The organism is Streptococcus mitis (assembly GCF_047460035.1).
GTDB lineage: Bacteria > Bacillota > Bacilli > Lactobacillales > Streptococcaceae > Streptococcus > Streptococcus mitis_DW.
The window spans coordinates 58,301-70,131 of the sequence record NZ_JASHHB010000007.1; the positions used below are offsets into that span (position 1 = coordinate 58,301).

14 protein-coding genes are annotated in these 11,831 nt (G+C 42.2%); all 14 read left to right on the forward strand.

Going from position 1 to position 11,831, the window contains the following annotated elements:
- Window positions 1-122: 122 nt before the first annotated feature.
- The 14 genes from QM956_RS07120 to QM956_RS07185 all read left to right on the forward strand — a co-directional run bounded on the left by QM956_RS07120 (window position 123) and on the right by QM956_RS07185 (window position 11,658).
- Complete coding sequence (locus QM956_RS07120; RefSeq protein WP_004256753.1) at window positions 123-560, forward strand: PTS sugar transporter subunit IIA; 438 nt, start codon at window positions 123-125, stop codon at window positions 558-560.
- A 43-nt stretch (window positions 561-603) separates the two neighbouring features.
- The gene (locus tag QM956_RS07125) at window positions 604-1,098 is read left to right on the forward strand and encodes a PTS sugar transporter subunit IIB (protein WP_004193690.1); all 495 of its coding nucleotides are present in this window, start codon (window positions 604-606) and stop codon (window positions 1,096-1,098) included.
- A 27-nt stretch (window positions 1,099-1,125) separates the two neighbouring features.
- Entirely contained in the window at window positions 1,126-1,971 is an 846-nt protein-coding gene (locus QM956_RS07130; RefSeq protein WP_261073797.1) for a PTS mannose/fructose/sorbose/N-acetylgalactosamine transporter subunit IIC, read from the forward strand.
- Window positions 1,955-2,809: a PTS system mannose/fructose/sorbose family transporter subunit IID gene (locus QM956_RS07135; RefSeq protein ID WP_002896727.1), complete on the forward strand. Its 855-nt coding sequence runs from the start codon at window positions 1,955-1,957 to the stop codon at window positions 2,807-2,809. Before QM956_RS07130 ends, QM956_RS07135 begins: the two co-directional genes overlap by 17 nt.
- Before the next feature lie 90 nt (window positions 2,810-2,899).
- Window positions 2,900-3,190 (forward strand): hypothetical protein, encoded by a 291-nt coding sequence (locus tag QM956_RS07140; protein WP_004256757.1) that lies wholly within the window; start codon window positions 2,900-2,902, stop codon window positions 3,188-3,190.
- Between the two features lie 181 nt (window positions 3,191-3,371).
- Entirely contained in the window at window positions 3,372-3,842 is a 471-nt protein-coding gene (locus QM956_RS07145) for a MarR family winged helix-turn-helix transcriptional regulator (protein WP_125454390.1), read from the forward strand.
- Window positions 3,817-5,586 (forward strand): ABC transporter ATP-binding protein, encoded by a 1,770-nt coding sequence (locus tag QM956_RS07150; RefSeq protein ID WP_125454391.1) that lies wholly within the window; start codon window positions 3,817-3,819, stop codon window positions 5,584-5,586. The genes QM956_RS07145 and QM956_RS07150 overlap by 26 nt, the downstream gene beginning before the upstream one ends.
- On the forward strand, window positions 5,576-7,336 hold the full coding sequence (locus QM956_RS07155; RefSeq protein WP_084888216.1) for an ABC transporter ATP-binding protein: 1,761 nt from the start codon (window positions 5,576-5,578) through the stop codon (window positions 7,334-7,336). Before QM956_RS07150 ends, QM956_RS07155 begins: the two co-directional genes overlap by 11 nt.
- 95 nt (window positions 7,337-7,431) lie before the next feature.
- Complete coding sequence (locus QM956_RS07160) at window positions 7,432-7,935, forward strand: phosphatase PAP2 family protein (protein WP_185757713.1); 504 nt, start codon at window positions 7,432-7,434, stop codon at window positions 7,933-7,935.
- Between the two features lie 113 nt (window positions 7,936-8,048).
- Complete coding sequence (locus QM956_RS07165) at window positions 8,049-8,495, forward strand: LytTR family DNA-binding domain-containing protein (protein ID WP_020901878.1); 447 nt, start codon at window positions 8,049-8,051, stop codon at window positions 8,493-8,495.
- A gap of 4 nt (window positions 8,496-8,499) precedes the next feature.
- The gene (locus QM956_RS07170) at window positions 8,500-9,174 is read left to right on the forward strand and encodes a LiaF transmembrane domain-containing protein (protein ID WP_049546725.1); all 675 of its coding nucleotides are present in this window, start codon (window positions 8,500-8,502) and stop codon (window positions 9,172-9,174) included.
- A 105-nt stretch (window positions 9,175-9,279) separates the two neighbouring features.
- The gene (rpmB, locus tag QM956_RS07175; protein WP_001140948.1) at window positions 9,280-9,468 is read left to right on the forward strand and encodes a 50S ribosomal protein L28; all 189 of its coding nucleotides are present in this window, start codon (window positions 9,280-9,282) and stop codon (window positions 9,466-9,468) included.
- Between the two features lie 154 nt (window positions 9,469-9,622).
- A complete protein-coding gene (locus tag QM956_RS07180) occupies window positions 9,623-9,988 on the forward strand; it encodes an Asp23/Gls24 family envelope stress response protein (protein WP_000216437.1) in 366 nt (121 codons plus the stop codon).
- A 2-nt stretch (window positions 9,989-9,990) separates the two neighbouring features.
- Entirely contained in the window at window positions 9,991-11,658 is a 1,668-nt protein-coding gene (locus QM956_RS07185; protein ID WP_000036655.1) for a DAK2 domain-containing protein, read from the forward strand.
- Window positions 11,659-11,831 lie beyond the last annotated feature (173 nt).

Here is an 11,831-nt window from a genome sequence, read left to right on the forward strand (position 1 = left end):
ACAAATGTCATCTGGGCAAAGTGACATTTGACAATATGAAACCGATTCCAAAACTTGTACAATAAAATCATCAATAAATCCTTACTTGGCTAAGAGCTAGAAGGAAAAAGGAGGCAGGAAAGATGAAATACCTTGTACTGGTCAGTCATGGGGGACTGGCTGCAGGCGTGCAGAGTTCCTTGAAGATGTTTGCCGGAGACAAGACGGATCAGGTCATTGCGGTTGGTCTTCAGGAAGGCAAGTCAGTTGATGATTTTGCAGTTGATTTTACTCAGGCCTTAGATGGCTTAAGCACTGATGACAGTGTCTTAGTTCTGGCTGATATTGTAGGAGGCAGTCCTCTGACGACAGCAGCGAGCGTCTTAGCTGACATAGGTAAGCTCGACTCAGCAGTTATCTTGGGCGGTTTGAACCTGACCATGGGACTGACTGGCTTGGTTATGAAAGACATCTTAGACGGGAAAGATCTGGCTCAGGCTATCCTTTCCGAGGCTACAGCTGCTTTGCAGGAATTTGAAGTCGTAAGTGATGCAGCTGAAGAAGATGAAGACGACATTTAGTACTTCCGTCATACATTCTAAAAGATAAAAGGAGATTTTAAAGATGACAGTATCATTTGTACGGATTGACGACCGCATGATCCACGGTCAAACAGTCACTCGCTGGGCCAAGGAATACCCTTGTGATGGCCTGATTGCAGTAAATAATGCTGCAGCAGGAAACAAGGTTTTGATTCAGGCCTACAAGGGAGCTTCTGACAAGAAGACTTTTGTTTGGACCAAGGAAGCCTTCAAGGAAAAATCAGGCAAGGTCACAGAGTCAGACAGTCGCTATTTCCTCATTACGAAAAATCCTGTGGACATGAAAGAAATCCTAGTGGACCAAGGCTTTGTACCTGGTGATGTTAAGGAAATCATCATTGGCCCTGCTAATGACCGTCCTGGAGCTATTAAGCTGGGGAATAACCAGTCCATTACCCAGGAAGAGGCAGAAGCGATTGAGGCGATAGAAAAAGCAGGCTACAAAGTCAAATTCCAGCTCCTACCAGATGTTTCCATCGGTTATTGGAGCGATTTCAAGTCTAAATTTGGTTTTTAATTATAATAATGAAAAGGAGAGTCTATTATGACAATTTCTTGGCTGCAAGCCGCTTTACTGGGTCTTTTCGCTAGTTTAGCTTCTATGCCTGGTATGGGTGGTACTAGTATTGGTAACTACACTTTGGGACGTCCTCTGGTCGGAGGCTTGATTAGCGGGCTGATTCTCGGAGACTTAACAACAGGGATTATGGTTGGGGTAGCCCTTCAGGTTCTCTACATCGCTCTGGTAACACCAGGTGGTACAGTTTCTGCTGACGTGCGGGCGATTTCTTACATTGGGATTCCTCTCGCAATCTTATTTGTTCATTCTAAAGGAATCACGTCTGAATCTGCTATTGCTGCAGCAGCTTCACCAATCGGAGCAGCAGTTGGTACTATCGGTACAGTTCTCTTCTATGGAACAGCCACTACAAACCTGCTATGGCAGCACATTGGCTGGAAAGCCGTTGAAAAAGGCGAATTTAAAAAGCTTTACGCTGTTGACTGGGTTTATCCTTGGATTTCCCACTTTGTCTTCTCTTTCCTTCCAACAATGCTTATCACTAAGTTTGGCCCCGATATGGTTGAGCTGATGAAGACCCACCTGCCAATGGATGGCTTCATCATGAAATCCCTCTTTACAGTCGGAGCTCTTCTCCCATGTGTAGGTATTGCCATTCTCTTGAAACAAATCGTTACCAAGGCTGCTGACTTTATCCCATTCTTTGTGGGCTTCACCTTGGCTAAGTCACTTGGTCTTAATTTGGTTGCCAGTGCAGTTGTTTCACTGATTTTTGCAGTAATTTACTATGAATTGGAAGTAATCAAATCAGCTCGTGTGACCGCGCCGGCTGGTGGGGCTGACTTTGATGACGATGAGGAGGATATCTAAGATGGCTGAAAGAAAGAAAATAACTAAAAAGACTTTAGCGAAATCATTCCACCATTGGTACTATGGTCATTTGACTTGCTTCTCTCAAGAGCATATGCAGACTTTTGGTTACTTGACCTCTATGCTACCAATCGTGGAAGAACTCTACAAAGACAAAGCAGAGCAGAAAGAAGCTATGCAGACCTATACGGCTTTCTTCAACACAGAACCTCAGCTCGGAGCTTTGGTAGTGGGGATTACAGCTGGTTTGGAAGAAGCGCGTGCCAATGGAGACGCTGTTGACGGCGAAACTATCAATGGTATGCGTGCCGGTCTCATGGGACCTATCGCAGGTATCGGTGATTCATTGGTTGTCGGAACCCTAATCCCAGTTCTGCTGGGGATTGCCCTTGGCCTCTCAAAAGGCGGAAATCCTATCGGGGCTCTCTTCTACATCCTTGTATGGAATGTTCTCATCTATGGCGGTATGCGCTTTGCCTACTTCAAAGGCTATGAATTAGGGGACAAGGCGGTTGAATTCCTTGTAGGACCTAAAGGACAGGCGCTTCGTAAGGCAATCAGTGTCATTGGTGGTATGGTTATCGGGGCAGTTGCTGCAACTTGGGTATCTGTAACGACTTCATTAGAGCTGAAAAATGCTGATGGCGAAGCCTTCTTGAAGCTACAAGAAAAGATTGACGGTGTTTATCCAGGTCTCTTAACAGCTGGCTTTATCACCCTTTGCTGGTGGCTGATGGCCAAGAAAAAAGTATCACCAAACCTTGTTATGCTCCTCTTGGTTGTCATTGCTTTGATTGGTGTAGCACTGGGCATCTTTGATCCTCAACTGAAATACTAATTCCTACTCAAGTTTCAGACTGGCAGTAAGTCCGATATGCTGCTAGTCTAGTATCAATTTGTTTGACTTAAATAAAGAATGGAGAAAATCATGACAGAACAAGAATTGATTCAAGGTTATGAAACAGAAATTCACTACCAGAAGCATATGATTGAAAATCTAGGACGCTGGTTTACTCTCTTCTTTGTCATTGCCAGTATCGGTCTTGTTCTGATTTACTTCTTTCATGAGACTAATCTATTAGCACTGATTGCAGGAATTGTCCTAGCCCTTCTGGGTGTCTTAGCCATGCTCTTGTTTGGTTATGGCATCTACAGAGGACGGCTCAATCTGCAAAAGGTGATCAATGATTTTGAAGCAAAACTAAAACTTGCAAGATAGACATTTAACCTAGAAAACATAATCCTAAGTGAGAAAATCACTTGGGATTTTTTTAATTCAAGAAAATAGTTCTTATGGAAACTTTTGTCTTGACATCTCTTTTCAAAGTGGTAAAATAGTTCTCATGAAAACTTATTTAGTTCTCAGGAGAACTAAATGCGATGGTTAGAAAGGAGTTAGTATGGATAAACCGATGTTGGTCTTTAAGCGTTTTGGTCACCAGATTCATTTGATGGTACAAAAGGAAGCCAAACATTGTGGCATTGAATTTATGGGTGGACCGCAAGGTCAGGTGGTGCGTTTTTTGGATAGCCGTGAAGAAAACCAAGACTTGGTCTTGATTAAAGATATCGAGCAGGAACTCAATATTACTAAGTCTGTTGCTAGTAATCTAGTCAAGCGTATGGTGCAAAATGGTTTGGTGGAATTGGAGGCGAGTCCTGTTGATAAGCGGGCTAAATTTGTTCGTCTGACGGACAAATCGCGTTCTCAAATGAAGCAGGTTAAGGCCTTCTTTGAACGCATTGATCAGAGTCTGCTAGATGGTGTTTCAAAGTCAGACTTGGCAATCTTTGAAAAGGTCCTCGGTCAGTTGCAAGAAAATGTTGAGAAGATAGGAGGAGAGAATGAAGAAATTAGCAAAACGAATTAGTGGAAAAGAATGGGGGATGATTTTACTAGCCATTCTCTTTACCTGCTTTTCGGTTTATCTAGAGTTGGAAGTGCCGACCTATATCTCGAAAATTACGGATTTGCTGGGAACTCAGGGTACCAACTTAGATGAGTTATGGCATCCAGCAGGTATGATGGTGGGAATGTCCTTTCTGGCCTTCTTGTCCGCAGTTGCAGTTGGATTTTTTGCGTCCAGAGTGGCTGCTTCTTATACTAGTAGGCTAAGAAGTGATATTTTTAACCGAGTTTTAGACTACTCGCAGACAGAGATTAAGAAATTCTCTATTCCTAGTCTCTTAACTCGTACGACCAATGATATTACTCAGGTTCAGATGTTGATTACCATGGGTTTGCAAGTGGTTACGCGTGGTCCGATTATGGCTATCTGGGCTATAGGGAAGATTTTAGGTCATTCAGAATACTGGCTTTGGGCTGTACTTGTGGCAGTGATTGTCAATGTTTTGATGACAACCGTTTTGATGACGCTAGCCTTTCCAAAACAGTCCTTGATTCAAAGTTTGACTGATAAACTGAACAGTATCACTCGTGAGAGTCTAACAGGTATTCGTGTCGTTCGTGCCTACAATGCTGAAAAGTGCCAAGATGAGAAATTTGCAGCTGCAAATGATGAATTGACACGCTTGAATTTATTTGTCAACCGTCTTATGGCTATTTTGAACCCTATCATGATGGGGATTTCAAGTGGTTTGAGTGTGGCGATTTACTGGATTGGGGCCTATGTGATTAACGATGCTGCTCCGACAGCACGTCTGCCTCTCTTTAGTGACATGGTTGTTTTCATGTCTTATGCCATGCAGGTTGTTATGGGATTCCTTCTCATGGGAGCGCTCTTCATCGTTCTTCCCCGAACTATGGTCTCTGCCAAGCGGATTAATCAGGTTCTAGATTTGCATTCTTCTATCCGAAATCCTGCTCAAGTGCAGTTGGCTGATGAAAATCTCAAAGGTCAGGTCGAATTTAAGGATGTGACCTTCCGCTATGCTGCAAATTCGGAGGCAGTTATCGAGAATGTTAGCTTTAGAGCAGAAGCTGGCCAAACAGTGGCCTTTATCGGCTCAACTGGTTCTGGTAAATCAACTCTGGTCAATCTAATTCCACGTTTCTACGATGTATCAGCAGGAGAAATTCTAGTGGACGGAGTTAATGTTCAAGATTACGGTTTGGAAGATTTGCGCAACAAGGTTGGGTATATTCCACAAAAAGCTGTACTCTTTTCAGGTGATGTCAAGGGCAATCTAGACTTTGGACACAGTCAAGAAACACCGCTTAATGAACAAGCTATGTGGCAAGCCTTAGAATTGGCCCAGTCTAAGAACTTTATCGAAGACAAGGAAGCGGGCTTAGAGTCAGAAGTAGCCCAAGGAGGAACCAACTTCTCAGGTGGACAAAGACAGCGTCTGGCTATTGCTCGTGCCTTGGCTCGGAAGCCAGAAATCCTCATCTTTGATGACTCCTTCTCAGCCTTGGATTACAAGACAGACCGTGTCCTACGCCAAGAGCTAGCAGAGAAAACAAAATCTATGACCAAGCTTATCGTCGCACAGCGTATTTCAACGATTATGGATGCAGATTTGATTTTGGTATTGGATCAAGGTAAAGTCGTGGGACAAGGCACCCACAAGGAACTTCTAGCTAATAACGAAGTTTACCAAGAAATTGCCTATTCACAACTATCGAAGGAGGAATTGGAACATGGAAAATAAGAGAATGTCTCTTTGGAAACAGAGTAAACCCTATCTTGCAGGCCTCCAGTTTGCCCTTCTAATCGCCTTTCTAGCAACAATCTTATCCAATATCATTACTGTATATGGTCCAACCCGTATCAAGGAAATGACCAATATTATTGCAAGTGGGCTAGAAACAAGTGTGGATGTCGCTGCGGTTGCAGCCATTGGTAGTTTTTTGGCCGTCATCTATGTGATTGGACTTCTATCAAATTATTTGCAGGCCTTTCTGTTTACAACAGCCATTCAACGTTTTTCAGAGCGTCTGAGAAGAGCGATTGCAGAGAAAATTAATCGTCTTCCATTAGGATATTTTGATGGACATTCTCAAGGAGATACCTTGTCTCGTGTGACTAATGACGTTGACACTGCAGCCCAGTCCCTCAATCAAAGTCTGGGGACGGTTCTTTCATCTACTTTACTGGTCATTGCAGTCTTGGTGACCATGTTTGGGATGAACTGGATTTTAGCCTTAGTGACGGTTGTTTCAACTCTTATTGGTTTTGCTTTCGTGTCCGTCTTTATGGGCAAATCGCAGGGCTTCTTTAAGAGTCAACAACAGGATTTGGCAGCTGTCAATGGCTATGTGGAGGAAATGTACTCTGGCCATAATGTGGTGACCAGTTACAATGCTATCGAGAGCACAAAAGAAGAATTTGCGACCTTAAACCATCGTCTGTATAACAGTATCTGGAAATCTCAGTTTATTTCAGGGATTATGATGCCGATCATGATGTTCATTGGGAACTTTAGCTATGCCTTAGTGATTATCGTTGGTGCAGCCTTGGCCTTGAATGGGCAGATTAGTATTGGGATTATCGTTGCCTTTATGGCCTACGTTCGTATCTTTTCTCAGCCCCTTTCGCAAATTGCTCAAGGGATTACTAGTTTGCAGCAGGCTAGCGCAGCCATGGGTCGTGTCTTCGAATTCTTAGGTGAAGAGGAAATGGAAGATGAATCTCATAAAGAAAGACAATTGAGCGACATGAAAGGTCAAGTGGTCTTTGATCGAGTTTCCTTTGGTTACACACCAGAGAGAACCATTATTCATGACTTTTCTGCGACCGCTCATGCAGGTCAAAAGGTTGCCATTGTCGGGCCTACTGGAGCTGGTAAGACAACTATTGTCAATCTTTTGATGAAGTTTTATGAGATTGATAAGGGAAGTATCCGTATTGATGGTGTGGATACCAAGGAGATGAAGCGTTCGGAAGTACACGATGCCTTTTCAATGGTTTTGCAGGACACTTGGCTCTTTGAAGGGACTATTCGAGACAATCTTATCTATAACCAAACAGGTATTAGTGATGAGCGCGTGATTGAAGCCAGCAAGGCTGTTGGGATTCACCACTTTATCATGACTCTACCAGATGGTTACGATACCGTCTTAGATGATACAGTGACCTTGTCTGTCGGTCAAAAACAACTCTTGACCATTGCTCGTGCTTTGCTGAAAGATGCGCCGCTCCTAATCCTAGATGAGGCGACCTCTTCTGTTGATACCCGTACAGAGGAATTGATTCAGAAAGCTATGGATCGTTTGATGGAGGGCAGAACTTCCTTTGTCATCGCCCACCGCTTGTCTACTATCCGAAATGCTGATCTTATCCTCGTCATGAAAGATGGCAATATCATCGAGCAAGGCAATCATGATGAGCTAATGGCGCAAGCTGGTTTCTACGCTGACCTCTACAACAGTCAATTTACAGAAGACGAAGCAGAAGAATAAACCTAAAGAAGGCTTGACGGCCTTCTTTTTCTGCACTATACTAGAAGACAAGTGCTTCCCTATAAGCAAAATTTGAGTAAGTGATGAGAAAATATATGAAAAATTATCAAGAATGGTATGGCCACGTTGCTGCTAACATTAAAAATAAGCCCTTTCTTCTGAGCTTGTTAAGAACTTTCAATCGGTTCATGACGGCAGTTATGCCTATGATTTATCTAACCTTGTTAGCCACTACCTACTTCCAAGAAGGACTTGGTAAACAGGTCTTGATCTATGTGTGTATCCCTGCATCAGGCTTTGTGATTTTGTCCTTTCTTCGTAAGAAAATCAATACCCCTAGGCCTTATGAGGAATGGACTGTTAAACCCTTGCTTGACAGAGATAGTCCTGGTCAGTCAATGCCCAGTCGTCATGTCTTTTCAGCAACCATTATCTCCATGGCTTGCTTACATGCTAGTTTATCTGTAGGGGTTATCTCGTTGGTCTTGTCAGCCCTCCTCGGTCTCGTGAGAGTCTTAGGTGGAGTGCATTTTCCCAAGGATGTAGTGGTTGGTTATATTTGTGGTCTTGCGTGGGGTGTGCTTTTCTTTCTATTTTGAATTGTAAGTTAAGCTGGTCCTACAACCACTTACGGGTCTAAAGTAACCACTTGCTTTTTTGCTCTTGTTTTCTTATTTTGGCTTTGATATAGTAGAGTCAGAAAGGAGATGGAATGAAGTTACGAATCGAAATTGACAGCAATTTAGAGGAAACTGAAATTGTCATCAAGGCAGCGGCTTTGACAGATGAGATTGCGGATTTACAGCGCCTCTTGCAAGAATCCAAGTCTCCTCGGTTGATTTTTTACAAGGGGACGGGTGAATATTATCTGGACTTGTCGGAAATTCTTTTCTTTGAAACAGAGGGGAACAAGATTTACGCCCATACCCAGAAAGATGCCTACGAGGTTCGACTTAAACTCTATGAGTTAGAGTCTATCCTGCCCCGTTATTTCAGTCGAGTATCCAAGTCGACCATTGCTAATATTCGGCAAGTTTACTCGGTTGACAAGTCCTTTTCAGGAACGGGCACCATTTCCTTTTATCAAACCCACAAGGAGGTTCATGTCTCACGGCATTACCAATCCCTCCTAAAAGAAAATCTAAGAAACATGAGGTAAGAACATGAAAAAGAAAGCATTTGGTATTGTGTTGCTAGTATTGGCAGCTTTAATATTATTACAAGGAAATTTTGGAATCCCTTCATTCGGTGGGCAAATTTGGCCCTTGCTTGGTATTGCATTTTTTGCCTATCAATCAGTTGGAGCTTTGTTGCGTCGTCACTTAACTTCAGCCTCTTTTACAGCTCTAGTAGCCTTAATGATTGCTAACCACTTTTATGGCATTTTACCAATTCCTAATCAGTCATTGTTCTGGGCAAGTATTTTAATCGTAATGGGTGTCAGCGCACTCACTCATTCTAACAGAACTTGGAATGGGAAAAAATGGTGGTATGACGGTGAAAAGACCATTCTTACAGATAAGGAAGTTGCTTTTGGGACTGGGACTTTCTACAAGCAAGAGCAAGAATTGGTAGAAGATCAAGTAGAAGTTGGTTTTGGCAATGCCAAGATATATTATGACAATGCAGAGATTTTAGGAGATACCGCAACTCTGAAAGTGGAAGTTGGTTTTGGCAATGCAGTTATCTATGTTCCCCAACATTGGGGAGTTGATTTAAAGGTAGAAACTTTCTGTGGCGTAGCTAAGGCAGATACTCCTCTAGTCCCAACCAGCAAAACCTTGATTATCCGTGGAGATGTGGCTTTTGGGAAGTTGGGAATTGTCTACGTTAAATAAAAAAATCTTCCAATTCCCTTGCAAAAATGAAGAAAGTGTGATAACATAGTACGGTATGTGGTGCTAGCACATCCGCTATATTAGATCTAATAGGAGGAAAACACAATGGCTAAAGTATGTTACTTTACAGGTCGTAAGACTGTATCAGGAAACAACCGTTCACACGCGATGAACCAAACAAAACGTGCCGTAAAACCAAACCTTCAAAAAGTTACTGTTCTTATCGATGGTAAACCTAAAAAAGTTTGGGCTTCAGCTCGTGCTTTGAAATCAGGTAAAGTTGAACGCGTTTAATAATAAAAGTAAGGAGACCTTAGGGTCTTTTTCTTTTTCTGTGGGTGTAACATCATTTGAAAAATAGAGTAAATATCCGCTGATACAGTATTCTGCTTTTACACTTGGGCTGAAATATGATAAAATAGAGTATCAACTAGTTGAGGTAAAAAGGATGACTGTAAAAATTAATACAAAAGATGGTCAAATCGAACTAACAGATGAAGTGATTGCAACCGTCGTAGGTGGAGCAGCAACTGAAATTTTTGGTGTGGTCGGTATGGCTAGTAAAAATGCCCTCAAAGATAATTTCCAAGCCCTTCTAGGTAAGGAAAATTATTCTAAAGGTGTCGTCGTAAAGGCGGCCGAAGATGGCAGTATTGCAGTTGATGTATATACCGTGTTGAGCTACGGAACAAAGATTAGCGAAGTGTCAAAAAACATTCAAGAGCGTGTTCGTTTTAGTTTGGAAAACCAACTTGGAATTACTGCTCAGACTGTAAATGTCTACATTCAAAATATCAAAGTTGTAGGAGAATAACCGTGTCAAAAATTACTACTAGCTTATTTCAAGAAATGGTGCAGGCTGCATCAACTCGCTTGAATAAGCAAGCTGAATATGTCAATTCATTAAACGTCTTTCCAGTTCCAGATGGAGATACTGGAACAAACATGGGAATGACCATTGAAAATGGAGCTAAAGAAGTTGCAGACAAGCCAGCTTCTACAGTTGGCGAGGTAGCGAGCATTCTTGCCAAAGGTCTTTTGATGGGTGCGCGTGGAAACTCAGGCGTTATTACGTCTCAGCTTTTCCGTGGATTTTCACAAGCTATCAAGGATAAAGATGAGTTAACAGGTCAAGACTTGGCCCTTGCCTTCCAATCAGGTGTAGAAGTTGCCTATAAGGCAGTGATGAAACCAGTTGAAGGAACGATTTTGACAGTTTCTCGTGGTGCTGCTATCGGTGCTAAGAAAAAAGCTGAGCAAACAGATGACGCTGTTGAAGTCATGCGCGCAGCCTTGGAAGGCGCTAAAACAGCTCTAGCTAAAACTCCAGACATGCTTCCTGTATTGAAAGAAGTTGGTGTTGTGGACTCAGGTGGTCAAGGACTGGTCTTCATCTACGAAGGTTTCCTTTCAGCTCTTACTGGCGAATATATTGCATCTGAGGACTTTGTAGCGACTCCTGCCAACATGAGTGAAATGATTAATGCAGAGCATCATAAGTCTGTGGCTGGTCACGTGGCGACTGAGGACATCACCTTTGGTTACTGTACTGAAATCATGGTAGCTCTTAAGCAAGGTCCAACCTATGCTAAGGATTTTGATTACGATGAATTCCGTAACTACTTGAATGAACTTGGAGACTCTCTCCTCGTTGTCAATGATGATGAAATCGTCAAAGTCCATGTCCATACAGAAGATCCAGGACTTGTTATGCAAGAAGGTCTTAAATATGGTAGTTTGGTCAAGGTAAAAGTTGACAATATGCGGAACCAACACGAAGCACAGGTTGAGAAAGAAGCTGCTCAAGTTAGCAAACCAGCTGAAGAAAAAGAGTATGCTTTGATTGCTGTGGTGGCTGGTAAAGGTCTAGCAGATATCTTCCGTTCTCAAGGTGTGGATTATGTTATCGAAGGTGGTCAAACTATGAACCCTTCAACAGAAGACTTTATCAAGGCTGTTGAACAGGTCAATGCTCGTAACATTATCTTCTTGCCAAATAACAAGAATATCTTCATGGCAGCTCAATCTGCAGCAGAAGTTTTGGAACAACCAGCAGTAGTGGTGGAAGCTCGTACTCTTCCTCAAGGTTTGACAAGTCTTCTTGCCTTTGATCCAAGCAAGTCCATCGAAGAAAACCAAGAGCGCATGACTGCAGCCCTCAGCGATGTCGTTAGTGGAAGCGTCACAACAGCTGTGCGTGATACAACCATTGATGGTTTAGAAATCCATGAAAACGATAATCTTGGTATGGTGGATGGGAAAATTCTCGTGTCAAACCCTGACATGCACCAAACCTTGACTGAAACATTGAAACATATGTTGGATGAAGATAGTGAAATCGTAACCTTCTATGTCGGTGAAGATGGAAGCGAAGAACTTGCCAATGAAATTGCTCAAGAAATCGCAGAAGAATTCGAAGATGTTGAAGTCGAGATTCATCAAGGTCAACAACCTGTTTACCCATATCTATTTAGTGTGGAATAAGATTAATGAAGAACTGAGAAATCGGTTCTTTTTTATTTTTGAATAATGAAATCGGTATCTTTTTAATAAAAACAAAAATAACATTCATAAATAAACGTTAAAATAGAAAATTCAGAAAATTTCTTCTTTTCTCTTGAAAAATTTTGAAAAAATGGTATGATAGTAACAAGTTA

What these genes read in the sequence shown, in the direction of transcription:
- QM956_RS07130 (WP_261073797.1), top strand. Translation starts at nt 1,126, where the DNA reads ATGACAATTTCTTGGCTGCAAGCCGCTTTACTGGGTCTTTTCGCTAGT.
- QM956_RS07125 (WP_004193690.1), top strand. Translation starts at nt 604, where the DNA reads ATGACAGTATCATTTGTACGGATTGACGACCGCATGATCCACGGTCAA.
- QM956_RS07155 (WP_084888216.1), top strand. Translation starts at nt 5,576, where the DNA reads ATGGAAAATAAGAGAATGTCTCTTTGGAAACAGAGTAAACCCTATCTT.
- QM956_RS07150 (WP_125454391.1), top strand. Translation starts at nt 3,817, where the DNA reads ATGAAGAAATTAGCAAAACGAATTAGTGGAAAAGAATGGGGGATGATT.
- QM956_RS07170 (WP_049546725.1), top strand. Translation starts at nt 8,500, where the DNA reads ATGAAAAAGAAAGCATTTGGTATTGTGTTGCTAGTATTGGCAGCTTTA.
- QM956_RS07165 (WP_020901878.1), top strand. Translation starts at nt 8,049, where the DNA reads ATGAAGTTACGAATCGAAATTGACAGCAATTTAGAGGAAACTGAAATT.
- QM956_RS07140 (WP_004256757.1), top strand. Translation starts at nt 2,900, where the DNA reads ATGACAGAACAAGAATTGATTCAAGGTTATGAAACAGAAATTCACTAC.
- QM956_RS07120 (WP_004256753.1), top strand. Translation starts at nt 123, where the DNA reads ATGAAATACCTTGTACTGGTCAGTCATGGGGGACTGGCTGCAGGCGTG.
- QM956_RS07145 (WP_125454390.1), top strand. Translation starts at nt 3,372, where the DNA reads ATGGATAAACCGATGTTGGTCTTTAAGCGTTTTGGTCACCAGATTCAT.
- QM956_RS07160 (WP_185757713.1), top strand. Translation starts at nt 7,432, where the DNA reads ATGAAAAATTATCAAGAATGGTATGGCCACGTTGCTGCTAACATTAAA.
- QM956_RS07135 (WP_002896727.1), top strand. Translation starts at nt 1,955, where the DNA reads ATGAGGAGGATATCTAAGATGGCTGAAAGAAAGAAAATAACTAAAAAG.
- rpmB (WP_001140948.1), top strand. Translation starts at nt 9,280, where the DNA reads ATGGCTAAAGTATGTTACTTTACAGGTCGTAAGACTGTATCAGGAAAC.
- QM956_RS07180 (WP_000216437.1), top strand. Translation starts at nt 9,623, where the DNA reads ATGACTGTAAAAATTAATACAAAAGATGGTCAAATCGAACTAACAGAT.